Origin of the sequence: Micromonospora sp. DT31 (assembly GCF_049841795.1) — a bacterium.
GTDB lineage: Bacteria > Actinomycetota > Actinomycetes > Mycobacteriales > Micromonosporaceae > Micromonospora.
In genome coordinates, this window is sequence record NZ_JBNCKZ010000004.1 from 35711 (window position 1) to 60428 (window position 24718).

26 protein-coding genes, 1 tRNA gene and 1 pseudogene are annotated in these 24718 nt (G+C 72.9%); 17 read left to right on the top strand and 11 right to left on the bottom strand.

Annotation, left to right across the window (positions count from 1 at the left end; all coding sequences use genetic code 11):
* Positions 1–130: 130 nt before the first annotated feature.
* Positions 131–691, top strand: coding sequence for an NADH-quinone oxidoreductase subunit B (locus ACLQ2X_RS08565; RefSeq protein ID WP_425680441.1), 561 nt, complete (start codon positions 131–133; stop codon positions 689–691).
* Positions 692–757: 66 nt separating this feature from the next.
* Positions 758–2074: a DUF2252 domain-containing protein gene (locus tag ACLQ2X_RS08570; protein WP_425680442.1), complete on the top strand. Its 1317-nt coding sequence runs from the start codon at positions 758–760 to the stop codon at positions 2072–2074.
* Between the two features lie 14 nt (positions 2075–2088).
* On the opposite strand, the gene ACLQ2X_RS08575 is transcribed toward ACLQ2X_RS08570, so the two are convergent.
* Positions 2089–3135 (bottom strand): glucose 1-dehydrogenase, encoded by a 1047-nt coding sequence (locus tag ACLQ2X_RS08575; RefSeq protein WP_425680443.1) that lies wholly within the window; start codon positions 3133–3135, stop codon positions 2089–2091.
* Positions 3136–3239: 104 nt separating this feature from the next.
* On the opposite strand from ACLQ2X_RS08575, the gene ACLQ2X_RS08580 reads away from it, so the two are divergent.
* Positions 3240–3968, top strand: a complete 729-nt coding sequence (locus ACLQ2X_RS08580; protein WP_425680444.1) for an NADH-quinone oxidoreductase subunit C — start codon at positions 3240–3242, stop codon at positions 3966–3968.
* A complete protein-coding gene (gene nuoH / locus ACLQ2X_RS08585) occupies positions 3968–4930 on the top strand; it encodes an NADH-quinone oxidoreductase subunit NuoH (protein WP_425680445.1) in 963 nt (320 codons plus the stop codon). The genes ACLQ2X_RS08580 and nuoH overlap by 1 nt, the downstream gene beginning before the upstream one ends.
* A gap of 77 nt (positions 4931–5007) precedes the next feature.
* On the opposite strand, the gene ACLQ2X_RS08590 is transcribed toward nuoH, so the two are convergent.
* A complete protein-coding gene (locus ACLQ2X_RS08590; protein ID WP_425680446.1) occupies positions 5008–6060 on the bottom strand; it encodes a glutathione S-transferase family protein in 1053 nt (350 codons plus the stop codon).
* 88 nt (positions 6061–6148) lie between these two features.
* On the opposite strand from ACLQ2X_RS08590, the gene ACLQ2X_RS08595 reads away from it, so the two are divergent.
* From ACLQ2X_RS08595 to htpX, 8 genes are all read left to right on the top strand, one after another.
* Positions 6149–6571: an ester cyclase gene (locus ACLQ2X_RS08595; RefSeq protein WP_425680447.1), complete on the top strand. Its 423-nt coding sequence runs from the start codon at positions 6149–6151 to the stop codon at positions 6569–6571.
* A gap of 79 nt (positions 6572–6650) precedes the next feature.
* The gene (locus ACLQ2X_RS08600) at positions 6651–7238 is read left to right on the top strand and encodes a NuoI/complex I 23 kDa subunit family protein (RefSeq protein WP_425680448.1); all 588 of its coding nucleotides are present in this window, start codon (positions 6651–6653) and stop codon (positions 7236–7238) included.
* Positions 7235–7813: an NADH-quinone oxidoreductase subunit J family protein gene (locus ACLQ2X_RS08605; RefSeq protein WP_425680449.1), complete on the top strand. Its 579-nt coding sequence runs from the start codon at positions 7235–7237 to the stop codon at positions 7811–7813. Before ACLQ2X_RS08600 ends, ACLQ2X_RS08605 begins: the two co-directional genes overlap by 4 nt.
* On the top strand, positions 7810–8142 hold the full coding sequence (nuoK, locus tag ACLQ2X_RS08610) for an NADH-quinone oxidoreductase subunit NuoK (RefSeq protein ID WP_425680450.1): 333 nt from the start codon (positions 7810–7812) through the stop codon (positions 8140–8142). Before ACLQ2X_RS08605 ends, nuoK begins: the two co-directional genes overlap by 4 nt.
* Entirely contained in the window at positions 8139–10073 is a 1935-nt protein-coding gene (locus ACLQ2X_RS08615; protein ID WP_425680451.1) for an NADH-quinone oxidoreductase subunit L, read from the top strand. The genes nuoK and ACLQ2X_RS08615 overlap by 4 nt, the downstream gene beginning before the upstream one ends.
* Positions 10070–11575, top strand: a complete 1506-nt coding sequence (locus tag ACLQ2X_RS08620) for a complex I subunit 4 family protein (protein WP_425680452.1) — start codon at positions 10070–10072, stop codon at positions 11573–11575. Before ACLQ2X_RS08615 ends, ACLQ2X_RS08620 begins: the two co-directional genes overlap by 4 nt.
* Entirely contained in the window at positions 11572–13044 is a 1473-nt protein-coding gene (locus tag ACLQ2X_RS08625) for an NADH-quinone oxidoreductase subunit N (RefSeq protein WP_425680453.1), read from the top strand. The genes ACLQ2X_RS08620 and ACLQ2X_RS08625 overlap by 4 nt, the downstream gene beginning before the upstream one ends.
* Before the next feature lie 148 nt (positions 13045–13192).
* Positions 13193–14071, top strand: a complete 879-nt coding sequence (htpX, locus tag ACLQ2X_RS08630; protein ID WP_425680454.1) for a zinc metalloprotease HtpX — start codon at positions 13193–13195, stop codon at positions 14069–14071.
* 116 nt (positions 14072–14187) lie between these two features.
* On the opposite strand, the gene ACLQ2X_RS08635 is transcribed toward htpX, so the two are convergent.
* Positions 14188–15372: an MFS transporter gene (locus ACLQ2X_RS08635; RefSeq protein ID WP_425680455.1), complete on the bottom strand. Its 1185-nt coding sequence runs from the start codon at positions 15370–15372 to the stop codon at positions 14188–14190.
* A complete protein-coding gene (locus ACLQ2X_RS08640) occupies positions 15369–16214 on the bottom strand; it encodes a DUF6065 family protein (protein WP_425680456.1) in 846 nt (281 codons plus the stop codon). The genes ACLQ2X_RS08635 and ACLQ2X_RS08640 overlap by 4 nt, the downstream gene beginning before the upstream one ends.
* Before the next feature lie 194 nt (positions 16215–16408).
* Here ACLQ2X_RS08640 and ACLQ2X_RS08645 point away from each other — a divergent pair, with 194 nt between their 5' ends.
* On the top strand, positions 16409–17668 hold the full coding sequence (locus ACLQ2X_RS08645; protein WP_425680457.1) for an MFS transporter: 1260 nt from the start codon (positions 16409–16411) through the stop codon (positions 17666–17668).
* A 41-nt stretch (positions 17669–17709) separates the two neighbouring features.
* Here the strand turns inward: ACLQ2X_RS08645 and ACLQ2X_RS08650 are convergent.
* The 3 genes and pseudogenes from ACLQ2X_RS08650 to ACLQ2X_RS08660 all read right to left on the bottom strand — a co-directional run.
* Positions 17710–18925 (bottom strand): annotated as a pseudogene (locus tag ACLQ2X_RS08650) (MFS transporter); the annotation flags it as partial.
* Between the two features lie 105 nt (positions 18926–19030).
* Positions 19031–19456, bottom strand: a complete 426-nt coding sequence (locus ACLQ2X_RS08655) for an SCO4402 family protein (RefSeq protein ID WP_425680458.1) — start codon at positions 19454–19456, stop codon at positions 19031–19033.
* Between the two features lie 119 nt (positions 19457–19575).
* Positions 19576–20070: a YajQ family cyclic di-GMP-binding protein gene (locus tag ACLQ2X_RS08660; protein ID WP_425680459.1), complete on the bottom strand. Its 495-nt coding sequence runs from the start codon at positions 20068–20070 to the stop codon at positions 19576–19578.
* Between the two features lie 147 nt (positions 20071–20217).
* Between ACLQ2X_RS08660 and ACLQ2X_RS08665 the strand changes: the two genes are divergently transcribed.
* The 4 genes from ACLQ2X_RS08665 (at position 20218) to ACLQ2X_RS08680 (ending at position 23037) form a co-directional block, all read left to right on the top strand.
* Positions 20218–20301 (top strand) — tRNA-Tyr (locus ACLQ2X_RS08665).
* A 217-nt stretch (positions 20302–20518) separates the two neighbouring features.
* The gene (locus ACLQ2X_RS08670) at positions 20519–21541 is read left to right on the top strand and encodes a CehA/McbA family metallohydrolase (protein WP_425680460.1); all 1023 of its coding nucleotides are present in this window, start codon (positions 20519–20521) and stop codon (positions 21539–21541) included.
* Positions 21542–21804: 263 nt separating this feature from the next.
* Positions 21805–22284, top strand: a complete 480-nt coding sequence (locus tag ACLQ2X_RS08675) for a TetR/AcrR family transcriptional regulator (protein WP_425680737.1) — start codon at positions 21805–21807, stop codon at positions 22282–22284.
* Positions 22285–22839: 555 nt separating this feature from the next.
* Positions 22840–23037, top strand: a complete 198-nt coding sequence (locus ACLQ2X_RS08680) for a hypothetical protein (protein ID WP_425680461.1) — start codon at positions 22840–22842, stop codon at positions 23035–23037.
* Between the two features lie 64 nt (positions 23038–23101).
* Here ACLQ2X_RS08680 and ACLQ2X_RS08685 read toward each other — a convergent pair whose 3' ends face one another.
* The 4 genes from ACLQ2X_RS08685 to ACLQ2X_RS08700 all read right to left on the bottom strand — a co-directional run bounded on the left by ACLQ2X_RS08685 (position 23102) and on the right by ACLQ2X_RS08700 (position 24711).
* Positions 23102–23230: a hypothetical protein gene (locus ACLQ2X_RS08685; protein WP_425680462.1), complete on the bottom strand. Its 129-nt coding sequence runs from the start codon at positions 23228–23230 to the stop codon at positions 23102–23104.
* A complete protein-coding gene (locus tag ACLQ2X_RS08690; protein WP_425680463.1) occupies positions 23227–23688 on the bottom strand; it encodes an SRPBCC domain-containing protein in 462 nt (153 codons plus the stop codon). Before ACLQ2X_RS08690 ends, ACLQ2X_RS08685 begins: the two co-directional genes overlap by 4 nt.
* Complete coding sequence (locus tag ACLQ2X_RS08695; protein ID WP_425680464.1) at positions 23685–24026, bottom strand: ArsR/SmtB family transcription factor; 342 nt, start codon at positions 24024–24026, stop codon at positions 23685–23687. The genes ACLQ2X_RS08690 and ACLQ2X_RS08695 overlap by 4 nt, the downstream gene beginning before the upstream one ends.
* 229 nt (positions 24027–24255) lie before the next feature.
* Positions 24256–24711, bottom strand: a complete 456-nt coding sequence (locus ACLQ2X_RS08700; RefSeq protein ID WP_425680465.1) for a hypothetical protein — start codon at positions 24709–24711, stop codon at positions 24256–24258.
* Between the last annotated feature and the right edge of the window lie 7 nt (positions 24712–24718).

Genomic DNA, 24718 nt, shown 5'->3' on the forward strand with positions numbered 1-24718 from the left:
TCCTCCCCGTATGTATGCCGCCGAGGCGGTCACGACAGTCACACGCCCTGACGTCGCCGCCGGTTGCAGAGGTTGCCGGATCGGGTGCTGTGGTTGACTGTCGTCTCGGGGACAGCAGAAGGAGGACCAGGTGCAGGTGCCGGCCGTGCTCGGCGAGCCGATCCGGTTCGTCCTCAACTGGGGCCGCCGCTACTCGCTCTGGGTGTTCAACTTCGGCCTGGCCTGCTGTGCCATCGAGTTCATCGCGACCAGCATGGGCCGGCACGACTTCATGCGGTTGGGCGTGATCCCGTTCGCCCACGGCCCTCGACAGGCCGACCTCATGGTGGTCAGCGGCACGGTCACCGACAAGATGGCCCCGGCGATCAAGCGGCTCTACGACCAGATGCCCGAACCGAAGTACGTCATCTCGTTCGGTGCCTGCTCCAACTGCGGCGGCCCGTACTGGGACTCCTACTCGGTGACCAAGGGCGTCGACCAGCTCATCCCGGTGGACGTCTACGTACCCGGTTGCCCGCCCCGCCCGGAGGCGCTGCTGCACGGCATCCTCCGCCTCCAGGAGAAGATCGCCGCGGAGGAGTCCGGCGTCGGCGGGGTGCCCCGGCCGGATCCGCTCGCCTCCCCGGCGGACACCGTCGCGCGGCCGGTCGAAGCGCTGACCGCACCTCCGGTGCGGCCGCCGGCCGGCTGAGCCACCGACGGCGGGGCCACGCGGTGGCGGGGCCGGGCGGTGGCGGCGCCGGGCTAGCCTGCGGACATGACCGACTCCGCGGAGACGCGTGCCGCCTTCATCATCGACGTGCTGACCGAGGAGTTCGGCGCGTCCATGGCGATCGACCCGGCGGCGTTCCGCCGCAAGTTCCGCAAGATGGCCGCCTCACCGTTCGCGTTCTACCGGGGCAGCGCCGCGCTGTTCTACGCCGACCAGCGCGGCGGGTTCCGCAGCGACCGGTTCCTCGACGAGCGGACCAGCCGGGTGTGGATCCACGGCGACCTGCACGCGGAGAACTTCGGCACCTACATGAACGCCTCCGGGCAGCTCGTGTTCAACGTCAACGACTTCGACGAGGCGTACGTCGGGCCGTTCACCTGGGACCTGAAACGCCTCGCCGCGAGCGTGGCGCTGCTCGGCTACGCCAAGGCGCTCTCCGACCGGGTGATCGGTGACCTGGTGACCGGCTTCGCCCGGTCGTACCTGGCCGAGCTGCGGGCCATCGCGGCCGGTGGGGACGACGCGATCGGCTCGATCACGCTTGACAACGCCGACGGCGTGCTGCGCCGGGTGCTCCAGCAGGCCCGGCTGAACACCCGGGTGGACCTGCTCGCCGCGCAGACCACGGTCGACAACTACGAGCGGCGCTTCTCCCTCGGCGAGGGCGTGTACGAGATCGACACGGCGACCCGGGAGAAGGTCTGCGCCGCGTTCGCCGACTACCTGCACACACTGCCGCACTCGACCACCCGGATGCGCCCGGTGGCCACCGGCATCAAGGACGTGGTGCTGCGCAAGGGCGTCGGCATCGGGTCGGCCGGGCTGCCGTCGTACAACCTCCTGCTGGAGGGGCACACCCAGGCGTTGGAGAACGACGTCGTCATCTACATGAAGCAGGCCCAGGTGCCGGCGGTGGCCCGGTACGTCGACGACGAGCGGGTCCGGTCGTACTTCCGGCACCAGGGCCACCGCACCGCGGAGTCGCAGCGCGCGTTGCAGGCGCATGCCGACCCGTGGCTGGGTTTCACCGAGCTGGACGGCGTCGGCCAGCTCGTCGCGGAGGTCTCCCCGTACGCGGCGGACCTCGACTGGGCAGACGTGAACGAGCCGGAGGACCTGACCGGCGTGCTCGCCGACCTGGGCCGGGCGGTGGCCCGGATGCACTCGGTGGCCGACGACGAGTCCAGTCACGACCTGGTCGACTACTCCACCGAGGAGGCGATCGTCGCGGTCGTGGACGCCGACCCGGAGGCGTTCGTCGACTACCTGGTCGACTTCGGGCACCGGTACGGGATCCGCGCCCGCGAGGACCACCAGCTGTTCGTGGACCTGTTCCGCAACGGCCGGTTGCCGGGCATCTGAGGGCGGCCCGCACCTCACTGCGCGAAGTCCAGCACCACCTTGATGTCGTGGCCGGTGGGGGTGTACGCCTCCCGGTAGGCCGCCACCGGCACCCGGCGGGTGATCAGCGACGTGAGCCAGGACTGGTCGGCCCGGGCGAGCGCCTCGGCGGCCAGGTCCCAGTGCCGTCGGCCGGCGTTGACCGAGCCGAACACCACGTTGTTCTCCAGCACCAGTTCCCGGTTGAGCGCCCCGGCGTCGAAGGTGATCCGCCGGCCGCCGCTGGACACGCCGGTCAGGCAGACGATGCCGCTCGGCCCGGCCTTGCCCATCGCTTCCAGCACCACCGTGGGCGCGCCGGTGCACTCGATGACCACGTCCGGTGACAGGTCCAGCTCGTGCACCGCGCAGGCGTGGTACGTCGCACCGAGCGCCCGGACCAGGTCCGGCTTCGCGCCCCCGGGGGCGCGGTCCAGCACGTGCACGGACAGTCCGCGCTGGCTGGCCAGCAGCGCCGCCAGCAGGCCGATCGGTCCGGCGCCGGTGACCAGCACGGTTTTCGGCTCCCACTCGGCCCGCCGGCCGATCCGCTCGATGTGGTCCCACGCCTTCGCCACCACGCTCGCCGGTTCCAGCAGCATGCCCACCGAGCCGAGGGCCGGGTCCAGCCGGACGGCGAACTTGGGCGACAACCGCCAGCGGTCCCGGGCGAACCCGGGCAGCCCCTTGATGCCGTGCTCGGTGTACCGCCCGTTGCGGCACATGTCCCACTGGTCCACCGCGCAGTTCGCGCAGGGCACCGGGTCGGGGTTGCGGACCACGCCGGCCACCAGGTCACCGGGCTGCAGCGTGCCGGTCGGGTCCTCCAGCACCCGGCCCAGGGACTCGTGGCCGAGCACCAGCCGTTCCTGGCCTGGCGGCGCCTCGCCGTACCCACCAGAGATGATCTCCTGGTCGGTGCCGCAGACGCCGACGGCCAGCGCCTCGACCAGGATGGGGCCCTCCTCGGGCGGCGGCTCGGGCCAGTCGTCGAGGAGTCGCAGCGAGTTCGGGACACCGGGGACCACAGTCACAGCTCGCACGGACCTCATCTTTCCGCGCGTTCCCGCCGTCCGCCCGGCAAAGCGACGATCCGGGGCGTGGGCGGCCCGTCCCGGTCCGCACCCGTCGGCCATAGGATCAGCGCATGACTCCGGAAGAGGTCGGCCGGCGGGTGGTCGCGCTGCTCGCGCCCGTCGAGGCCGCCGTGTCGGTCTCCGGCGGTCAGGCGTACGCCCGCGCCACCGTCGACGTACCCCCGACGAGCTGGGCGGATGCGGTGCGCGCGGTGCGCGACGACGCCGAGTTGGGGTTGGATTTCCTGGACTGGCTCTCCGCGGTGGACGAGATGGCCGACGGCTTCGACGTGGTGGCGCACCTGTGGTCGGTCCGGCGCCGGCACGGGTTGCTGCTGCGCACCCGGGTGCCCCGGGCCGAGCCGGTCGTCGCGTCGGTGGTCGACGTGTTCCCCGGCGCCGCCTGGCACGAGCGGGAGACCCACGAGATGTTCGGTATCGACTTCCGTGGCCACGGCGACCTGCAGCCGTTGCTGCTGCCGCCGGAGTTCGAGGGGCATCCGCTGCGCAAGGAGTTCGTCCTGGCCTCCCGGGTCGCCAAGCCGTGGCCCGGCGCGAAGGAGCCGGGCGAGTCGGAGGCCGGTGGCGGTCGTCGGCCGATCCGCCCGCCGGGCGTACCGGCTCCGGGCGAGTGGGGCACGACGCCCACGCCGGCCGGCGCGGCCGGTGCGGGTGAGGGCCCGCGCGGGGGTACGCCGGCCCGGCCGGCCCGGGAGCGTCCGGCCCGCCCGGCGCCGGGTGAGCGCCCGACCGGTGCGCCCCGGGCGGAGCCGGGTCCCGACGCGGCGGGGGAGAGCTGATGCCGGACTGGTTGGAGCTGGTCCTGCGGGTGGCCGGCGTGCTCGTCGCGTTCCTCACCCTGCCGCTGATCGTCGGCCAGGCCGAGCACAAGGTGATGGCGCACATGCAGGGCCGGCTGGGCCCGATGTACGCGGGTGGCTTCCACGGCTGGGCGCAGCTGGTGGCCGACGGGGTCAAGTTCGTGCAGAAGGAGGACGTCACCCCGCGCGACGCGGACCGGCCGGTGTTCCGGCTGGCGCCGGCGGTGGCCCTGGTGCCATACCTGCTGGTGCTGCTGGTCATCCCGCTCGGGCCGGGTGACCTGGTGGCCCAGCCGCTGGACATCGGCCTGTTCTTCGTGCTCGCCGTGGTGGGCGTCGGGGTGCTGGCGGTGCTCATGTCGGCGTGGGCGTCGGCCAACAAGTACAGCCTGCTCGGCGGGCTGCGCGGTGCGGCCCAACTGCTCGGGTACGAGCTGCCGCTGGTGCTGGCCGCCGCCTCGGTGGCGATGGCGGCCGGCACGCTGAGCCTGCCCGGCATCGTGGAGGCGTGGCAGCCCTGGTGGCTGCTGTGGCAGGCCCCGGCGATGGTCATCTTCTTCGTGGCGGGGCTGGCCGAGATCCGCCGCCCGCCGTTCGACATGCCGGTGGCCGACTCGGAGCTGGTGTTCGGCTACATGACCGAGTACACCGGTCTGCGTTTCGCGTTCTTCCTGCTCGCCGAGTACGTCGGGATCGTGGTGATCGCGGCGCTGACCACCGTGCTGTTCCTTGGCGGCTGGCAGGGCCCGTTCGCGGACGCGCAGCTCGGCTGGCTGTGGACGCTGCTGAAGGTGTTCGCGGTCGCCTTCGTGATCATCTGGCTGCGGGTGAGCTATCCGCGGCTGCGCGAGGACCAGCTCCAGCGCCTCTGCTGGCTGGTGCTCGTCCCCCTGGCCCTGGCCCAGCTGGTCCTCACCGCCGCCGTCCGCCTCGCCCTCTGACCCCGCCCCTCCCCGGCGCCCCTCCCCGGGGACGAGGACGGGCGGGGCGAGGCGGGAAAGGGCGGGGCGGGAGGGGGTCAGCGCAGGGGGGTGTGGGCCGGGTCGACCCGCTCCCCGGGCGGGGGTGGTGGGGGCGGGGTGCCGTCGCCGAACGGGCGACCGCCGAGTTCCTCCCGGCCGTGCGGGGTGAGCCAGTTCGCCAGGTCGGGGCCGGCCGGCACGATCCCGGTCGGGTTGATGTCCCGGTGCACCTCGTAGTAGTGGCTCTTGATGTGGACGAAGTCGACCGTGTCCCCGAAGCCCGGGGTGGTGAACAGGTCCCGGGCGTACGCCCACAGCACCGGCATCTCGCTGAGCTTCTGCCGGTTGCACTTGAAGTGCCCGTGGTAGACCGGGTCGAAGCGCACCAGCGTGGTGAACAGCCGCACGTCCGCCTCGGTGATCGTGTCACCGACCAGGTACCGCTGCCCGGCCAGCCGGTCCGACAACCAGTCCAGCCGGTCGAACAGCCGGTGGTACGCCCGGTCGTACGCCTTCTGGCTGCCGGCGAAGCCGGCCCGGTAGACGCCGTTGTTCACGTCGGCGAAGACCACCTCGTTGACCTCGTCGATCTCGCCGCGCAGCGGCTCCGGGTACAGGTCCGGCGCGCCCGGCCGGTGGTGTCCGGTCCACTCGGTCGACAGGTCCAGGCTCATCTGCGCGTAGTCGTTGGTCACCACCTGCCCGCTGGGCACGTCGACGAGCGCCGGCACGGTGATGCCGCGCTCGTAGCCGGGGAAGCGGGCGAAGTAGGCGTCGGCGAGCCGTTCGATGCCGAGCACCGGGTCCTTGCCGTCCGGGTCCAGGTCGAACGACCAGCTCCGCTTGTCGTGGGTGGGGCCGGCCACGGCCAGCGAGATGACGTCCTCCAGCCCGAGCAGCCGGCGGACGATGATCAGGCGGTTCGCCCAGGGGCAGGCCCGGCTGACCGCGAGCCGGTAGCGGCCCGGCTCCACCGGCCAGCCGTCCCGCCCCTCGGCGGTGATCCGGGTGGCGATGTACCGCTGGTCCCGGGTGAACTCGCCACCCGGTTCCACGTACTTCCCGCCGGTCCGTTCGAGGATCTCGTCGTCGTTGACGCCCACGCCCACCTCCGAGGTCGGTTCTGGTTCCCATCATGGTCGCTGCCGGGCCGCCCGGCAGGCCGAGCGGGCCACTTACGGGCATAGGCTGCCGGCCGTGACCGATCTGGAGGCGGCGGCCCGACGCTTCATCGCCGACGTGTGGAACGCCGGCCGCGAGGAGAGCACGTACGAGCTGGTGGCCCCGGACTGTCCGGGGTTGGGCGGCGCGGGGCCGGACGCGGTGCTGGCCTGGCACCGGGACCGGCGGGCGTCGTTCCCCGACCTGCGTTACAAGATCGTCGAGGTGGTGGAGTCCGGGGCGCGGGTGGCGGTGCGCTGGCGGGCCGCCGGCACCCAGGCCGGCCCGTTCGGGCCGGTGCCGCCGACGGGCCGGGTGGTCAGCTATTCCGGGGCGACGTTCCTGCGGTTCGACGAGGCCGGGCGGATCGCGGACGTGTGGAGCGTCAACGAGCTGTTCCAGGTGCTCCAGCAACTCGGCGTGGAGATGCTGCCCCCGCTGGCTCCGGACGGGGCGTGATCCGGCCGGGCGCCGGTCGCCGGTGGCAGCTTGCGGGGGGTGGTCGCGCGCGCCCGGGTTACAGGGCAGGATGGGCGGCATGAGCGAGCACGGTGGAGTGCCCGGCAGCGGGCTGGTGAAGGGCTTGGCGGTCACGTTGAAGACGATGACCCGCCGCTCGACCACCCAGCAGTACCCGGACGTCGCGCCCGAGTTGCCGCCCCGGTCCCGCGGCGTGATCGCGTTGCTGGAGGAGAACTGCACGGTCTGCATGCTCTGCGCGCGCGAGTGCCCGGACTGGTGCATCTACATCGACTCGCACAAGGAGGAGGTGGCGGTGCCCGGCGCCGCCCGCCCCCGCCAGCGCAACGTGCTCGACAAGTTCGACATCGACTTCTCGCTCTGCATGTACTGCGGCATCTGCATCGAGGTCTGCCCGTTCGACGCCCTCTACTGGTCGCCGGAGTTCGAGTACGCCGAGTACGACATCAAGGATCTGCTGCACGACAAGGGCCACCTGGGTGAGTGGATGGCCACCGTGCCGCCGCCGCCGGCCCACGACCCCCTCGGCGACCCCTCGAAGGAGGAGACCACCGCCGCCCGTAAGGCGGCCGGTCCGGCCGCCCGGCCGGCACCCGCCCGGCTTCGCCCCGACGCCGCCGACCCGGGCCCGGGCGCCGTCTCATGACCGGTGCGGACGTGCTGCTGCTGGCCCTCGGCGCGGTGGCGGTCGGCGCGGGTGCGCTTGTGGTGGCCACCCGGCACCTGGTGCGGGCCGGGCTGTGGCTGGTGGTGTGCCTGGGCGCGCTCGCCGGCGACTACCTGGTGCTCACCGCCGAGTTGGTGGCCTGGGTGCAGGTGCTGATCTACGTGGGCGCGGTGGTGGTGCTGCTGTTGTTCGCGGTGATGCTGACCCGCGCCCCGATCGGCCCCTCCGACGACCTGGACCGGCCCGGCTGGCCGGCCGCGCTCGTCGGCGCGGGCAGCGGTCTCGGCCTGGCCGTGCTGCTTGTGGACGCGTTCCGCTGGTCGCGGGTGGACCTGCCCGCCCCGGGCACCGCCGAGCGCCTCGGCGAGCAGTTGTTCCGCTCCTGGGTGCTGCCGTTCGAGGTGCTGTCGGTGCTGCTGCTCGCCGCGCTCGTCGGCGCGATCGTGCTGTCCCGTCCGGACATCGGCAGCCGGGCCGGTGGCGCCCGGCCCGACGCCGCCGGACCCGACGCCACGGCCGGCCCTGAGCCGGTCGCCGAGGGCGGTCGCCGGTGAGGCCGGTCATCCCGTACGTCACCGCCGCGCTGCTGTTCGGCCTCGGCGTGTACGGCGTGCTGCGCCGCCGCAACGCCGTGCTGGTGCTGATGGCGGTGGAGTTGATGCTCAACGCGGTGAACCTGGTGCTGGTCACCGCCGACACCACGGTCCGGGCCGTGCTGCCGCACTCGGGTCAGGTGTTCGCCCTGTTCGTGATCGTGCTCGCCGCCGCCGAGATCGGTGTCGGGCTGGCCATCGTGCTCCAGCTCTACCGGCTGCGCGCCAGCGTCACCGTCGACGACGTCCCGCTCGCCGAGGCGCCGGCCGGGACGGAGGACGCGCGATGACCACGTCCACGCTGTGGCTCGCGGCGGCGCTGCCGGGCGCGCCCCTGCTCGCCGGCCTGCTCGGCCTGCTGCTGCCGCCGGCCCCGGGTGACGACCGGCGTGGCGAGGCGTCGGCCCGCCGGCTGGCGGTCGGCCTGGGGGTGGCCGGGGCGACTGTGGCGTGGCTGTCCGCGCTGGTGTTGCTGACCCGGGTGGACGCGCCGGTGGAGGCGTCCACCACCTGGGTCGAGATGGGCGGGCTGCGGGTCACGCTGGGCCTGCGGCTGGACGGCGTGGCGGTGCTGGTCGCCACCGCCGTGTCCACCGTGGCGCTTGCCGTGCAGGTCTACTCGGTCGGCTACCTCCGTCGCGGCCCGCACGACGACGTGGACGTGGACCACCGCTACCCGCCGTACGCGGCGCAGTTGAGCCTGTTCACCGCCGCGATGCTCACGGTGGTGGTGTCCGGTGACCTGATCATGCTGCTGGTCGGCTGGGAGGTGATGGGCATCTGCTCCTACCTGCTCATCGCCCACGACCGGCGGCTGCCCGAGGCGCCCGGCGCCGCGGTGAAGGCGTTCCTGGTCACCCGGGTGGGTGACGTCGGGTTCCTGCTCGGTATCGCGCTGCTCGGCGTGGGCGCGGGCAGTTTCCGGATCGCGGACGTGTTGGCGCACGACTGGTCCACGGGCACGCTGACGGCCGCCTGCCTGCTGCTGCTCGGCGGGGTGGCCGGCAAGAGCGCCCAGTTCCCGCTGCACACCTGGCTGCCCGATGCGATGGCCGGCCCCACGCCGGTCTCCGCGCTGATCCACGCCGCCACCATGGTCGCCGCCGGGGTGTACGCGGTGGCCCGGCTGTTCCCGCTGTTCGAGCGGGCCCCGGCCGCGCTCGCCGTGCTCGGGGTGATGGCCGCGGTGACTATGCTGCTCGGCGCGTTCGCGGCCACCGCGCAGGACGACATCAAGCGGGTGCTCGCCTGGTCGACGGTCTCCCAGATCGGCTACATGACCGGCGCGCTCGCGGTCGGCGCGCCCGCCGCCGCGCTGTTCCACCTGCTCACCCACGCCGCGTTCAAGGCGCTGCTGTTCCTCGCCGCCGGCGCGGTGATCCACGCCGTCGGCACCACGCTGATGTCCCGGATGGGTGGGCTGCGCACCGCCATGCCGGTGACGTTCTGGTGCATGGTGGTCGGTCTCGGCGCGCTGGCCGGCGTACCGCCGCTGTCCGGTTTCTGGAGCAAGGACGGGGTGCTCGCCGCCGCCGAGGCCGCCGCGCTCGACGGCGCCGGGCCGACCGCGCCGTGGGTGGGCTGGCTGGTGTGGCTGGCCGGGCTGCTCGGCGTCGCGGTCACCGCGTGGTACGCGACCCGGCTGCTGCTGCGCACCTTCCTCGGCGCGACCCGCACGCCGTTGCTGCGGCCGCACGACCCGCCCGCGCTGCTGCGCCTGCCGGTGCTGCTGCTCGCGATCCCGGCCGCCCTGCTCGGGCTGGCCGCGTTCGCGCCCTGGTTCGCCGACCGCCTGCGGGTGCCCGGGGACGCCACCGGCGAGGCGGTCGAACTGGTCCACCTCGCGCCGAACCTGATCCTGCCGTTCCTGCTGCTGCTGGTCGGTGCCGGCGTCGCGTGGGCCGGCTGGCGCCGCGACCCGGCCGCCGACCCGGCCCGCTTCCTGGGTCCGCTGCGGCCGGTGTTCGCCCGGGCGTTCCGGCTCGACGACGTCCAGCACGCCCTCGTCGTACGCCCGACCGGCGCGTTGGCGCGGGCCGTGCGTACCGGCGACGAGCTGGGCGTGGACGGGCTGGTGGAGGGCACCGGCCGCGCCGCGGTGGAGGTGGGTGGCGGGTTGGCCGAGCTGCACCGGGCGGCGCTGCCACGCGCGACGGCCGGGGTGTTGGCCGGTGCGCTGCTGATCGGCCTGGCCGTCGCCCTGATCGGAGTCACCTCATGACGTTCGGGCAGGTCCTGTTGGTGGCCGTGGTCGCGCTGCCGGCGCTGGGCGCGTTGGCGACGGCCGCCGTGCCGGGGGAGCGGGCCGGCCGGCTGGTCGGCACCGCCGCCGCCGCGCTGACGCTGCTGGCCACGTTGCCGCTGGTCGGCGGCGAGCACGGCTGGTTCGGGTACGGTCCACGCCCGGCGGTGCAACCGTGGCACCAGCTCGACGTGTCCTGGGTGCCCGGCCTGGACCTGCGGTTCCACCTCGGGGTGGACGGCATCTCCTGGCCGCTGGTGGTGCTGACCGCGTTGCTCACGCTGCTCTGTTGCGGGTACACGCTGTGGCGGGTGCCGGCCGGCGGGGGCAGCGGGCGGGCGCTTGTGGCGTTGCTGCTGGTGGTCGAGGTGGGCATCCTCGGCACGTTCCTGGCGCTGGACCTGGTGCTGTTCTTCCTCTTCTTCGAGGTCGTGCTGCTGCCCATGTACGCGGTGATCGCCGGCTGGGGCGGCGAGGACCGGCGGCGGGCGGCCCGCAAGTTCGCGCTCTACACGCTGTTCGGTTCGGTGCTGCTGCTGGTCGGCGTCTACGTGGTGGTGTCCGCCGCGGGCACCGCCGACCTGGTCGCGCTGACCGGCGGCGCCGGCCTGTCCCGGGGCACCCAGCTCGCCGCGTTCACGCTGTTGGCGTTGGCGTTCGCGGTGAAGAGCCCGCTCTGGCCGCTGCACTCCTGGCTGCCCGACGCGCACACCCAGGCGCCCACCGTGGGCAGCGTGATCCTCGCCGGGGTGCTGCTCAAGATGGGCACGTACGGGCTGATCCGGGTGGCCGTGGGCGTCGCGCCGGAGGGTGCCCGCTGGGCGTCGCCGGCGCTCGGCGTGCTCGCCGTCGCCGCCATCGGCATCGGCGGCCTGGTCTGCCTGGCGCAGAGCGACCTGAAGCGGCTGATCGCCTACTCCAGCGTCGGGCACATGGGATTCGTGCTGCTCGGGGTGGCCACGCTCACCGCCACCGGGCTGCAGGCCGCCCTGATCGGCAACATCGCCCACGGGGTGATCACCGGCCTGCTGTTCTTCCTGGCCGGGGCGATCAAGGACCGCGCGCACACCGGTTCGCTGGCGGAGCTGTCCGGGCTGCGGGAGACCGCGCCCCGGCTGGCCGGCCTGCTCGGGTTCGCGGCGGTCGCCTCGCTGGGCCTGCCCGGCCTGGCCGGCTTCTGGGGTGAGGCGTTCGCCGTGGTGGCGGCCGTGCAGCGGGGCGGCCCGCTCTGGCTGACGCTCGCCGTGCTCGCCGCGTTGGGCGGCGCGCTCACCGCCGCGTACCTCCTGCGGTTGCTGCGCCGGGTCACCCACGGCCGGCCCAGCCCGGCCGTGGCCCGGCTCACGCCGGGTCTGGCCGCGGTGGAGGTGACCGCGTGGGCGCCGCTGGTGCTGCTCGCGCTGGCCGTCGGGGTGGCCCCGGCCTTGGTCCTGTCCTACGCCTCCGGCCCGGTGGAGGCGCTGCTGGGGGTCCTGCCATGAGCCTGGTGCAGAGCGTCGACAACGTGGCGATGCTGCCGGCGTACCTGGCCGCCGGCACCGCCGTCCTGGTGCTCCTGGTCGACCTGCTGGTCGCGCGGCCCGCCGTCACCGTCGCGACGGCGGCGGTCGGCGCGGCCGGCACCGCGCTCGGCTCGGCGCTTGTCGGCGCCGCCGGCAGCCGGCGCACGTTCTGCGTCGGCGCGGACTGTTCCTGGGTGTTCGACGGCCGGGCCGCCCTGGTCGGGGCGGTGATCGCCCTGCTCACGTTGGGTGTGCTGGCGGTGTCCGGGCCGGTGCTGCGGGCCGGGCGCATCCCGGTCGGCGAGTACTGCTTCCTGCTCGCCTGCGCGATGACCGGCGGCGTGGTGCTTGGCGCGGCCGGCGACCTGATCACCCTGATCGTGGCGTTGGAGACGCTGACGCTGCCGCTGTACGTGCTGGTCGGGCTGCGCCGGGGCAGCCTGGCCGGCGCCGAGGCGGCGGTGACGTTCTTCGTGGTCAGCGTGGTCGCGACCACGGTGACCCTGCTCGGCGCGGCGTTGCTGTACGCGGTCACCGGCACCCTGCACCTGGAGCGGCTCGGCGCCACCCTGGCCGACCGGGCGGACCTGCTGGACCTGCCGCTGACCACGGTCGCGGTGGCGCTCGTGGTGGCCGGGCTGGCGTTCAAGGTCGCCGCGGTGCCGTTCCACGCCTGGGCTCCGGCCACCTACGACGGCGCGCCGCTGCCGGTGGCCGCGTACCTGTCGACCGCCTCGAAGTTCGGTGGCGTGGTGGCGCTGCTGGCGGTGGTGCAGCGGGCGTTGCCGGGGGAGGTGACCGGCCCGGTGCTGGCGTTGCTCGCCGCGCTGACCATGACCGTCGGCAACCTGGTGGCGCTGCGCCAGCGGCGTACCGTGCGGCTGCTGGCCTGGTCGTCGGTGGCCCAGGCGGGCTACATCCTGGCCCCGCTGGGTGTGCTGGCGCTGGCGGCGGGCCGCACCGCCGACGCGCGGGCGCAGGCGTACGCCGCCGCGGTCGCGTACGCGGTGTTCTTCGTGTTGCTGGAGTTGGCGGCGTTCGCCGCGGTGGTGGCGTTGCGCCCGGCGGACGGCGACGGGGGCACGCTCGCCGACCTGCGCGGCGCGGCCCGGCGGCACCCGTGGGTGGGCGGCGCGTTCGCGCTGGCGCTGATCGGGCTGGCCGGGCTTCCGCCGGGCCTGGCCGGTCTGTTCGCCAAGGTGACCGTGGTGCGGTCGTTGCTGGCCGGGCACGCGGGCTGGCTGGCTCTGGTGGTGGCGTTGAACGCGGTGATCGGCCTGGCCTACTACCTGCGGGTGGCCGCGACGCTGTACGCGGCGCCGCGGGCCGGCGCGGCGGCCCCGGGCCGGCCGGCCCGGACGGTGGCGCTGGCGCTCGGGGTGGCCACCGCACTCGCCATCGTGATCGGTTTCGCACCGCAGCTCGTGCTGGACGTGGCGGCCCGCTGACCCGTTCGTGCCCGGTTGGGCGATCGCCCCAGGTCATGTACAGGAACGTCCAGTCAACTCTCAGCCATGAGCCGGATGGTTGACGGGTACCGGTGTGTTGAACCGGTCAGCGGTCCCCGCGTCGGCCCGCGCACCGAAGGAGCGATTCGTGCATCACAACCGTCTCAAGACCGCAGCGCTGCTGGGCCTGCTGACCTCGCTGATCCTGGCGGTCGGCTACTGGTTCGGCGGGAGCGGCGGTCTCGTCATCGCCGTCGTCGTCTCGTTGCTGATGAACGGTGTGACCTACTTCTACTCCGACAAGCTCGCGTTGCGCTCGATGAAGGCGCAACCGGTCACCGAGGCAGAGTTCCCCGAGCTGTACGCGATGGTGCGGGAACTCGCCACCCAGGCCGGTAAGCCGATGCCCCGGCTGTACGTGAGCCCCACTGCGCAGCCCAACGCGTTCGCCACCGGGCGGAACCCGGAGCACGCGGCGGTCTGCGTCACCCAGGGCATCCTGCAGATCCTCGACTACCGGGAGCTGCGCGGCGTGATCGGCCACGAGCTGTCGCACGTCTACAACCGGGACATCCTGATCTCCAGCGTCGCCGCCGGCCTGGCCGGCATCATCACCATGCTGGCCAACCTGGCGTGGTTCATCCCGTTGGGCTCCTCCGACGACGAGGATGGCCCGAACCCGGCGGTGCTGCTGCTCACACTGATCCTCGGCCCGATCGCGGCCACCGTGATCCAGCTCGCGATCAGCCGCAGCCGGGAGTTCCAGGCCGACCGGTCCGGCGCCGAGCTGACCCGGGACCCGCTGGCCCTGGCCAGCGCCCTCCGGAAGATCCACATGGGTACGCAGATGCGCCCGCTGGCACCGCAGGGCCAGCTCGCCAGCACCGCCCACCTGATGATCGACAACCCGTTCAAGCGGGGCGGCGGCATCGCCGCGATGTTCGCCACCCACCCGCCGATGGAGCAGCGGGTGGCCCGCCTGGAGGAGATGGCCCGCAACTCTGGGCCGGTGCAGTTCCAGCGCTGACAGTCCGTCCCGCGCCGCCCGCGTCCCACCCGGACGCGAGCGGTGCCGTGCCTGCGGCCGGGCCTTCCCGGGCGGGCCCTCCGGCCGGTCACGCCGGTTTCGGGCAGCCGGTCCGGTCAGGCCGGTTCGGGTAGCCGGTCCGGCCGGGAGAGCAGCACCACGACGAGCAGCACCAGCCCCGCCGCCAGGTAGGCCGCCGCCGGGCCGAGCAGCACGGCCACGCCGCTGAGCAGGAAGACCCCGACCCCGGAGAGCACGATGTTGCCGGCCACGATCGTCGCCTCCACCTGCCCCATCCGCTCCCGCGGCGCCAACCGCGCGAACGTCGCCTGGGCCCCGATCAGCCAGCCGCCGCCGGCCCCGATCAGCGCGTTCGCCACGGCCAGCGCCCACGGCGGGGCGTCGACCGCCACCAGCAGGCCGGCGAGCAGCAGCGCCGCGCCCAGCATGACCGCGGCCACCACCTGGCCGGACACCCGCGCCAACCAGCCCCGACGCCCGACCGCCAGCACGAACACCGCACCGCCTAACGACGACGCGGCCAGCACGACCGGCCGCCACGCCCCGGCGGCCAGATCCGGGGCGAGCGTCTCCGGCAGCCCGCCGGACAGGACGGTGGCCAGGGTCAGCAGCGCCACCCCGCGCAGGACCGGATGCGCGGCGATGATCCGCACGCCCGCCGTGGCGGGCGGTCGCGGGCCCCGATTCTCCTGCCGGACCACCGGCAGGCCGGCGAGGACCACAGCCGCGATCAGGAACGACACCAGATCGATCACGAGCGCCACCCGGGGGCCGAGCGCCACCGTCACGCCCGCCCCGGCGAGCAGGCCGATGACCTGGCCGCTCTGGTTGGCGAAGGCGGAGAGACCGAACAGCGGCAGCCGCAGCGGCGCCTCCACCGCCTCGGCCGTGATCGCCACGTGCACACTCGCGTACGCGGCCCGGACCGCGCCGAGCAGCCCCGCCGCCACGATCGCCGGCAGTGGCCAGGGTGCCACCGCCGGTACGGCGATGAGCACCGCGCCGGCCAGTGAGAGCCCGACCAGCATGGTGCGCCGGGCCGGCACGTCCAGCCAGCCGCTGAACACGGTCGCGACCAGCAGGGCGGGCACCGTCCGGGCGGCGTACACGGCGGCCGGGCCGAGCACCGAGTTGGTCTGGTCGTAGGCGAGCAGCAGCAGGGCCGCCAGCCCGACGAAGTCACCCAGCTCGGAGACCCCCCGGGCGATCAGCAGCCGCGCCGCCACCGGGTGCCGGAAGAGCGCCCGGTAGCCGGGCGCGGGCGTCGCGGTGTCGGTCATCGGTCCGACGGGTCCGTTTCCTCGACGCCCACCGGTTGATAGTCGGCCTGCTCCCGCAGTCGGCGGGCCTGCTCGCGCCGGTAGCTGCTCCGGACCTCCGGGTCCTGCCGCCGGCGGCGCAGCGCCACCAGGTCCTGCCACAGGTCGTCCGGCCACGCCGCGATGCCCTGCCCGGTGACCAGTTCGGCGTTCCGGACCGCCGCGAGCGTCGACCGGTGCACCGGCTGCAGGCACATCAGGGGGATGTGCCGGTAGAGCCGGACCACGTGGCCCGGCTCGGTGAGGCGCAGGATGGTCGGCAGGAACGACGTGTACCAGTCGGTCTCCACCACACCCTCGTAGAGTTGCAGACCGCGCTGCGCCGGCCAGTTCGGTACGCCGCGCGCCAACAGGCACCAGCCCGGCGAGGTACGCGCGACGACCCCGGTGACCATCTCGATGGTGTGTGGGGCGCGCGGGTCCGCGTCGATGAACGGCATGCTGCCGTCGTAGCGGTCGAAGATGTCCAGGCCGTCCCGGAACCGCTCCGGCAGATCCGCGAGTTGGGCCGACGCCTGCGGCAACGTGCCGTCGTATCCGCCGGCCAACGACCGCCAGCCGGCCGGCTCGTTCTCCTGGAGCAGGCTCCACTCGGTGTCGTGGCCGTCCCAGCGCAGGGCCACGTCGGCAGGTGGGTAGACGTACCAACCGAGACCGGAACCGGCCGCCACCGGCGGACATTGCTGGACCGCCCGGACCGGCAGCGAACCTCGCAGGGTGGCGGACGCGGACTCGGCGGGCCGGGTGTCGCCGTACACCGAGTAGATCTCCACCCGCAACGGCGCGACAGCCGTGCCGCTCATCCGACCTCCGTTCGCGGCGATCGCGCGCCGCAGGCATGGACTCCGTTCGATCACCGAACCTACCGGCTCGCCGCGGGTACGGCAGCCCCTGCGCGGCGGTCGGATGTGACCGACTCGACCGCAGCCCCGATGAGCTGGGGCGTTAGGGTCGGAGGCGGACTCACTCGTTACCTGTCTTCCCGGAGGTGCACACCGTGGCCGCACTGCGCCAGTACCTGGGCGTCTGGCGGATCCCCGGCGCGCCGATGCTGCTGGTCTTCGGCATCATCGGCCGGCTCGGGATCGGCATGACGCCGCTGGCGCTGCTGCTCGTCGTCGAGCAGGTCACCGGCCGGTACTCCCTGGCCGCCGTGGCCGGCGGCATCTACGCGCTCTCCGGCGCGGCGCTCAGCCCGATCGCCGGCCGGATCGCCGACCGGGTCGGGCCGCCCCCCGTCCTGCTCGCCACCGCGCTGACCCACCCGCTGGCCCTGATCGGGCTGCTCGCCGCCACCCGCTCCGACGGCGGCAGCCTCCCCCTGATCTACCTGGCCGCGGGCGTGGCCGGCGCCACCTATCCGCCGCTCACCGCCGCGATCCGGGGCGCCTGGAACGACCTCACCTCGCCCGCCAGCGGCCGGTCGCGCCTGCGCAACACCGCCCTCGCCGCCGAGACCACCCTGTTCGAGGTCGTCTTCGTGATCGGCCCCCTGCTCGTCGCCGGCTTCGTGCTGCTCGCCGACGCCTCCGCCGCGCTGATCGGCGCCGCGGTGGTCACCCTCGTCGGCACCGGCACGGTCGCCCTCGGCCCGGTCATGCGCGGCTGGCGCCCGCATCCGCGCGAGCACCACGCCCGCGGGCTCGGCCCGCTGCGGCTCGGCGGCTTCCCCGCGCTGCTGCTCTGCGTGGCGAGCCTCGGCATCGCCTTCGGCGCCTCCGGCGTGATCGTCCCCGCCTTCGCCGGGAACAGCGGCGCCGCCGACCCGGAGAGCCTGGCCGGGGTGCTGCTCGCCGTCTGGGGCGTCGGCAGCGCCGTCGGCGGCTTCTGGTTCGGCGTACGCAAGCCGGCCGCCAACATGACCCGCCAGTTCGCCTGGCTGCTCGGCACCGTCGCGGCCAGCTTCGCCGTGTTCGCGGTGATGCCCGGCCCGGTCCCGCTCGGTGTGGCGCTGGTGCTCGGCGGCGCCGCCATCGCCCCCGCCCTCACCCTGGAGAACACCCTGGTCGGGCGGATCGCCCCGGCCGGCATGCTGAACGAGGCGTACAACTGGGTGGTGACCATGTCGATCGCGGCGAGCGCCGCCGGCGGCGCGGTCGCCGGACTGATCATCGACCACGCCGGCGGCGTGCCCTGGGCATTCGTCTTCGCCGGGCTGGCGGTCGGCGTCGGGGCCATGGTCGCCGCGCTGCCCGCCGGGCCGATCGCCCGGGCGGAGGCGGCGGCGGTACGCGTCGAGCAGTCCCTCGCCGCCTGACCGCACCGGGCCGAGTCCCGCGGCCGGCCGCGACCGGGCCCGCCCGCGTCGCGCGGTGAGCGCGGCGGCCAGCAGGCCCAGCGTGAGCATCCCCACCGCGCACGCCAGCAGCGTGGGCCGTGCCCCGAGTACGGCGGTCGCCGGCCCGCCGGCCATGGTGCCCAGCGGCACCGCCAGCACGGTGACCGCCCCGTTGGCGGCCAGCACGCGGGGCAGGTCGGCGGGGTCGGCCCGACGTTGGAGCAGCGCCGCCGCGGTCGGCGCGTAGGGAGCCCAGACGAGCCCGGCGAGCGCGAACGCCGGGAGGGAGACGGCGACCGGCGCGCCCACCCCGAGCGGCAGCAACGCGACGCCAAACGCGGCGACGACACCGACCAGCGTGCCGCGGGGCGACCAGCCGCGCAGGTGACCGGTGACCAGACCGCCGAGCAGCGAGCCGACACCGAACGCCGTGTAGTAGGCGCCGAGCGTCGCCGCCGAGGCGTGCAGGTCGTCGGTGACGTACACCGGCATGGCCACGTAGAACGGCCCGAAGAGGACGTAGAACCCGCAGGTCAGCGCCAGCAGGCCGAGCAGGGTCCGGTCCCGGCCGATGAGCCGCAGGCCGGAGGCGCGCGACGGCCCGGCACCCGCCGTCGCGCCCCGGCGCGCGGACGCCGGTACGGCGAGACGGAGGCTGACGGCCAGGACACCGAAGCTGGCCGCGTCGATCGCGATCACCCACACCGGGCCGATCCCGGCGATGAGCAGGCCGGCCAGCGGCGGCCCGACGATCGTCGCCGCCTGACCGAGTACGCCGAGCAGCGCGTTCGCCGCCAGGCGGTCCCGCTGCGGCAGCAGCTCGGCCACGAGCGTGAACCGTCCGGCCGACCCCAACGGGTGCAGCAGCGAGGACACCGCCAGCAGCGCCACGTAGAGGCCGGCGTCCAACACCCCGACGAGGTGGGCGACCGGAATCGCGCCCAACGCCGCCGCCCGGACCGTGGCGTTCCACCCGGCGATCTGGGCACCGCCGCGCCCACCCAGCCGGCGACCCAGCAGCATCGTCCCGGTCGCGCCCGGCAACGTGTACGCCGCCACCGCGAACGCCGTCCACGTGCCGCGCTGCCCGGGTGGCGCGAGTTGCAGCGCCAGCCACGTCACCGCGACCAGGGCGAGACCGTCACCGAGAGCGGAAACCGCGAGTCCGGGCAGCAGCCGGCGCAGCACCGGTTGGGCGAGCACCGGCCGGTAGGGGAGGAACATCGCGGGCGTCATGTCGTCCACCTGACCCCAGACGATGCCCGCGACCCAAGGAAGTCGCCTCAGGGCAGAAGGAAAGTCGTCTCCGGGCAGAAAGACGGCCCCCGCCGGGCGGCCGGGTCACTTCCCGAGGTCCAGCGTGGAGTCCGGGTCGCCGCCGCCCGCGCGGTGGCCGGGGCGGCCTGGGCGGTGTTCCGGCGTACCGGCGGTCAGGAGGTGGCGAGCGTCGGCCGCGGCGTGGGCGACCTCGCGCCACCGGGGGTGCGTGAGGTAGTCGTCGTCGGCCGCGGTGGGCCCGAGTTCGTCGAGCACGGCCGACAACGGTTCGAGTGTCGCGGTGATCGCGTCGGCCTCGTCGGCGTCGCCGAGGATGGTGCCGATGTCGGCGACGGGTGAACGCTGGTCCCAGAAGGTGTCGTCGACGAGCCAGTGCACCGCCTCGGTCAGGCCGGGCCACGACGTCCGGGCGTGCGGCCGGAGGGCGGCGAGGACGGACAGGGCGGCGACGACGTCCGCCCTGCGGTCGGGCCAGGCGATGGTGGTCATGAAGCCGCCAGTTCGGGCGACCCGGGTCGCCGGTAGGTGTCACGGTCGCGGGGGAGCCGCCGCACGACGAAGGGCGGGGCTCCCCATCCGGTCACCGCGACCTGCGGGGCTGAGGCACCCTACCGATAGTTGTTGAACTGGAGCGCCACGCCGAAGTCCTCACCCTTGAGCAGCGCGATGACCGCCTGGAGGTCGTCCTTCTTCTTACCCGTGACGCGAAGCTGGTCGCCCTGGATCTGCGCCTGCACGCCCTTCGGGCCCTCGTCGCGGATCTTCTTGCTGATCGCCTTGGCCTTATCCGAGTCGATGCCCTGGATCACCTTGGCGTCGATCTTGAAGATCTTGCCCGACTGCCGCGGGTCGCCCGCGTCCAGCGACTTCAACGAGATGTTCCGCTTGATCAGCTTCTCCTTGAAGACCTCCAACGCGGCCCGTACCCGCTCCTCGGTCTCCGCCTGGATGCTGATCGCCTCCTCACCCGACCAGGCGATCTCCGCGCCGGTGCCCCGGAAGTCGAACCGCGTCGAGAGCTCCTTCTCCGACTGGCGGACGGCGTTGTCGACCTCCTGCCGGTCAACCTTGCTCACGATGTCGAAGGACGGGTTCGCTGCCATGCTGATGCTCCTGCTGTCCGGCGGTCTGTCCTGGTCCGTCCCGCGCTGACCAGCGTGGGACTCCCTGACGGTACCCGGTTGCGGAAGTGCCGGTGGCAACCGCTATCCTTGCTTCCGCTGCCGCGTTGCGACGCGGTGGCGTGCCCTGGCGGGTTGCCCGAGCGGCCAATGGGAGCGGACTGTAAATCCGTCGCGAAAGCTTCAGAGGTTCGAATCCTCTACCCGCCACCAGGTGCAGATGCGGCCCCTGACCAGCAGAGATGCTGATCAGGGGCCGTTGTCGTCTCCGGCCCATGTTGAGCTTGGCCGTCCCCGGTTGTCCGGTCCATCGGGCATGTAGCGGGCACGAGGAGGCGCTTTCCGTGGCTCTGGTGAAGGCTCAAGGCTCCCGCATTTGGCTCCCAAGCCAGCTAGTGGTTCACAGTCCCCCACTGAGTACCCTGCCGAGATGGCTACCGATGAGGACGTACTGGAGTGGGCCTCGCAGTCGCAGTTCCCGCCGAGGCGGTTGCCTGGTCGGGGACGCGGCTGGTACCGAGGTGACTGCCATGTGCATTCGTCGCGCTCGAACGGTGGCGAGTTGACGCCGGAGCAGCTCGCGGCCGGTGCCCGTAAGTCCAGGCTTGACTTCATCGCCATCACCGAGCACAACGCATCCGACACCCATGGCGTCTGGGGTCCACTCGCCGGTGACGACCTGCTGGTGATTCTGGGCCAGGAGGTCACCACCCGGACCGGGCACTGGCTCGCGCTCGGGCTCGACCCGGGGCAGGTGGTCGATTGGCGATACGGCATCCGCGAGGACGTGATCGACCGGCATCTGGACCAGGTACGTCAAGTCGGCGGATTGTGCGTAGCGGCTCACCCGCACGCGCCGTATCCGACTGGCGCCTTCATGTATCCGTTCCAAGGATTCGACGTAGTAGAGGTGTGGAACGGGCTGTGGAGTTCCGACCTGCCCTGGAACGCTGACAATGAGGCGGCACTGGCCGAATGGGGTCGTAGCCTGGCTGCCGACATCCACCGTGGGCAGTGGCGGCCGGCCATAGGCAACAGCGACACGCATCTGGATGACCAGATCGGCATTCCGCACACCGTCGTGCTGGCCGAGGAGCTAAGCACTGAGGCCGTCCTCGCCGGTATCCGGGCCGGGCGCAGCTGGATCGCCGATTCGGCAAAGATTGAGCTGTCGCTCACCGCCTCCGCCGAGGACGGTAGCGCGGGGATCGGCGAGCGGCTGAAGACCCGCGGGGAACAGGCTCTGGTACGGATAAACGTGCGCGAAGTGCCATCCGGGACCATCAGCGTCCACACCGACCGAGGCATGGTGCACCGCGAATCCCTGCCCAGCAGCGGCTCCGGTGTCGTGGAATGGCGCACCAGCGCGGCTGACTCGGCGTTCGTCCGCGTCGAGATACGCCACCCGGGTGGCCACATGGCGGCGCTCACCAACCCCGTCATCCTGACCTGAACTCGGTGCCGCCCGCTCAAGCTTCAGAGGTTCGAATCCTCTACCCGCCACTTCCTGATCAACACACCCTTTGATCAGCCCTGCCCACGCCCAGCTGAACGGCGTCGGGCTGGCGTCCGGCGTCGGTGGGTGACCTGCGGACAGCCGTTAGACACCAGGTGGCATAGGTGAGGGTGACACCGCCCTCGACCGCGGCGGCGACCGTCGACAGGATCTCGGCGAGCTTGTCAGGTGGCATGCTCGCGAGGCCGCCGGATGTCGGGATGAGTTCGAGCAGTTCATCGCGCGACCCGCGCCAGCAGTTGTTCGACGCGGCCACGCGGGTGCTCACCCGCGGCGGCGTCGCCGCGCTGACCAGCCGAGCGGTCACCGACGAGGCCGGAGTCGCCAAGGGCGTGTTGCACCGGCACTTCGCCGACTTTGACGCGTTCCTGGTCGATCTGGTGCTCGAGCGCATCGGGTCGAGGCGCAAGGTGCCGCGCTGCGCGATGCGGCCGGGACCGGGACTGTTGCCGGCAACCTCACCAACGCGATGTTCGAACTCTTCGAGCCGGTCATGTCCGCGATCGTCGTGCTCATCATCGCCCGCGACGAGCTGCGCAACCGCCTGCGGGTGGCCGGCACCGCCCGGTTCCCCGTGGCGGGCGAAGCGGTCGCCGCGGTGGCCGGCTATCTGGCAGCCGAGCGTGACCGTGGTCGGGTCGCCGCCGAGGCGGACGTGCATGTGCTGGCGCCGACCCTGATCGGTGCCGCGCAGCTGCTGTTCACCGAGCACCGCGGCGACGAGCCGCCGGTCGAAGATGTGTGCACAAGGTCGTGGCGGCCGTCCTGCGCTGACGAGTATGCCGAAGCGGCCTTGGGCCGCGATGCGCCGCGCTCGCAGGAAGATCGAGAACTGTCGGCCCGATCCGCCGGGCGGGCGCCACGGTCCTGCTTCGCGTCCGACGGGTGTCTCCTTGCTCAAGGGACAAGCCATCAGCGCGACATCGGAGTGTGTCGACTCCCTCGTTGTCGTGAACCGACACGGGGTCCGCTCGCACGGACGGCCGGCGGGCCGAGTCTGTCCGGGCTTTGGTGGCGGCTGCCGCCGTACTCACCCTCGCCGGTTGCGCTGACCCGCCCGAGCAGGGGCGACGGGAGGCCAGGAGCTTTGCGGTGGGGGATGCGGACCGCTATGTCCGCGACGCGGAGGTCGCCGCGATCAGCCGCACTGAGCTGGGCGACGGATCGGTGCGCTACCTACGCGGGCGCCTGGCAAGGTCGAACGACCAGGTGTTGGGCTGCTGGAGCAGCCGGGCATGGCCGAGCCGGGCGCGGTGGTCGGCTGGGTCGACGTTGCGCTCACCCGCACGTCGTCTGACGGCGTGTTTGTCGAAGGCGCCACGGTGACCACCTGCCCCCGCTTCGAGGTGTTCTGGTCTGACCGTGAGGGCGCCCAGTTCACCTACCACACGAAGGACTGCCCGCCGGATATGCCGTCGCCTCCGGCTCAGTAGGCACCACCCCCCAGCCGGGTGCTGCCCGGCGGATCCGGCTGGGGAGCGGGAACTACGGATCCTGTCAGGTGTTCGTCCCGACCTCCGTCCAGTCGTCCGCAGGCCGGTTGTCGTCGCCGTCGAGCAGGAAGGCGGCGTACCCGGCTGATCTGACGGTGGTCGGGAGGCGGGCGGCGAGTGGGGCGGACGTCATCGCGCTGCGGCCGACGTGGCGTAGAAGTCCAGGAGTTCGGTCCAGCCGCGGCCGTGGCCGTCGGCCGATCCGGCGGTGGCGGAGCGGACGCGGTCCCAGCCACTGTGCTCGACCGTCACCCGGGTGCCCTGTCCTACGGGCTCGAAGCGGATGTCGACGTCGGTGGTCTCGTCGGTTGCCCAGTCGGCCTGCCGCCAGGTGAACGCGAGGCGTCGGCCGGGTTCCCAGGCCACCACCCGGCCGATCTCGAAGCCCGCACCGCTGCGCGGGTCGTGGACCTCGTGGAGGCGACCGCCGGCCCGGGGCTCGAAGCGCAGTTCCTGACCGCGTTCGGCGTCGTTCCAGTACGGGGTTCCGCGCTTCCACCACGTACCGATGTCGTCGGTGAAGACGGCGAAGGCGGTCTCGGGGTCCACCGCCACCTCGATGCTGGCGGTGGCCGTCGTGGTTGTGCTCATGTTTTCGTTGCCTTCCTCGTACGCTCGGCGTGCTCCTTGAAGGCGCCAAGCTGATCGGTCCAGAACGCCTGCACCTGGTCCAGCCAGGCACTCAGGGCGATGAACGGTTCCGGCTGCAGCTGATAGACGCGCACCCGGGCGTCGTCCGCCAGGCCGTGCTCGGCCACCAGTCCGCTGTGGCGCAGGACCCGCAGGTGTCGGCTGATGGTGGGGGCGCTGCTCTGGAAGGTGGCTACCAGCTCACCCGCGCGGTGCGGCCGTTCGTGCAGCAACTCCACGATGCGGCGCCGGGTGGGATCGGCGAGGGCGGCCAGCGTCGCATCAACTTCGTTAGCCATGCGGCCAATAGTTAGCCATGGAGCTAAGTAAGTCAAGCGCACGCCCGACTCCGGCGGGCACGGTGCGGTGAGTCGAATCCGCTATCAGCTCGAAAGGCGGTAGCCGGGGACCTGGTGTGACGGCGCCGGACCGCAAATGGTGGGACAGAGGATGGGGCGGAGAACCTGCCGGGCCAGGGCCGCGGCGGGACGACGTGGCGGGGATGCGGGTCGACTGCCGCCCCGTGCCCTATTTGACGGGGCGGGGGCCCCACTTCTGTTCGAGCCGGGCCTTGTCGTCTCCGGACACGAGGTTGTAGTCACGTGCCTGCCCCCGGGCCGGGTCCGCCGGGTCCGCGACACCGATGGAGATCGACGAGACGGGCGTCAGCCTGCTCTGCCACACCAGTTTGCCGGCGACGTCGGCCAGGCGGTCCACCTCCGCGCCGGCCTTGGCGGTCACGCTGACCGACACCAGGCCGGGCGCGTTCAGGTTGTTCTGGTAGATGACCTTGGCCGCCGTCACCTCGGGCTCCGCGGCGAGTTCCGACTGGATCTGGGCGGCGATCGGGGTCATGTCTTCCTCGCGTTTCGCAGGCTCGGAGCCGACGAGCTGGCACCCGGCGAGAGTGAGCGTGAGAGCCAGCCCGGCGAGGCAGGCGACAACAGTCGTCAAGAGGCGATCTCTACCGGCCACCTGCAGCACTCACTTC

Coding starts and splice junctions, on each gene's coding strand:
- ACLQ2X_RS08570 (WP_425680442.1), top strand. CDS start 758: ATGACCGACTCCGCGGAGACGCGTGCCGCCTTCATCATCGACGTGCTG.
- ACLQ2X_RS08580 (WP_425680444.1), top strand. CDS start 3,240: ATGACTCCGGAAGAGGTCGGCCGGCGGGTGGTCGCGCTGCTCGCGCCC.
- nuoH (WP_425680445.1), top strand. CDS start 3,968: ATGCCGGACTGGTTGGAGCTGGTCCTGCGGGTGGCCGGCGTGCTCGTC.
- ACLQ2X_RS08600 (WP_425680448.1), top strand. CDS start 6,651: ATGAGCGAGCACGGTGGAGTGCCCGGCAGCGGGCTGGTGAAGGGCTTG.
- ACLQ2X_RS08605 (WP_425680449.1), top strand. CDS start 7,235: ATGACCGGTGCGGACGTGCTGCTGCTGGCCCTCGGCGCGGTGGCGGTC.
- ACLQ2X_RS08615 (WP_425680451.1), top strand. CDS start 8,139: ATGACCACGTCCACGCTGTGGCTCGCGGCGGCGCTGCCGGGCGCGCCC.
- ACLQ2X_RS08620 (WP_425680452.1), top strand. CDS start 10,070: ATGACGTTCGGGCAGGTCCTGTTGGTGGCCGTGGTCGCGCTGCCGGCG.
- ACLQ2X_RS08625 (WP_425680453.1), top strand. CDS start 11,572: ATGAGCCTGGTGCAGAGCGTCGACAACGTGGCGATGCTGCCGGCGTAC.
- ACLQ2X_RS08635 (WP_425680455.1), bottom strand. CDS start 15,372: ATGACCGACACCGCGACGCCCGCGCCCGGCTACCGGGCGCTCTTCCGG.
- ACLQ2X_RS08640 (WP_425680456.1), bottom strand. CDS start 16,214: ATGAGCGGCACGGCTGTCGCGCCGTTGCGGGTGGAGATCTACTCGGTG.
- ACLQ2X_RS08655 (WP_425680458.1), bottom strand. CDS start 19,456: ATGACCACCATCGCCTGGCCCGACCGCAGGGCGGACGTCGTCGCCGCC.
- ACLQ2X_RS08660 (WP_425680459.1), bottom strand. CDS start 20,070: ATGGCAGCGAACCCGTCCTTCGACATCGTGAGCAAGGTTGACCGGCAG.
- ACLQ2X_RS08670 (WP_425680460.1), top strand. CDS start 20,519: ATGGCTACCGATGAGGACGTACTGGAGTGGGCCTCGCAGTCGCAGTTC.
- ACLQ2X_RS08675 (WP_425680737.1), top strand. CDS start 21,805: ATGAGTTCGAGCAGTTCATCGCGCGACCCGCGCCAGCAGTTGTTCGAC.
- ACLQ2X_RS08680 (WP_425680461.1), top strand. CDS start 22,840: ATGGCCGAGCCGGGCGCGGTGGTCGGCTGGGTCGACGTTGCGCTCACC.
- ACLQ2X_RS08685 (WP_425680462.1), bottom strand. CDS start 23,230: ATGACGTCCGCCCCACTCGCCGCCCGCCTCCCGACCACCGTCAGATCA.
- ACLQ2X_RS08690 (WP_425680463.1), bottom strand. CDS start 23,688: ATGAGCACAACCACGACGGCCACCGCCAGCATCGAGGTGGCGGTGGAC.
- ACLQ2X_RS08695 (WP_425680464.1), bottom strand. CDS start 24,026: ATGGCTAACGAAGTTGATGCGACGCTGGCCGCCCTCGCCGATCCCACC.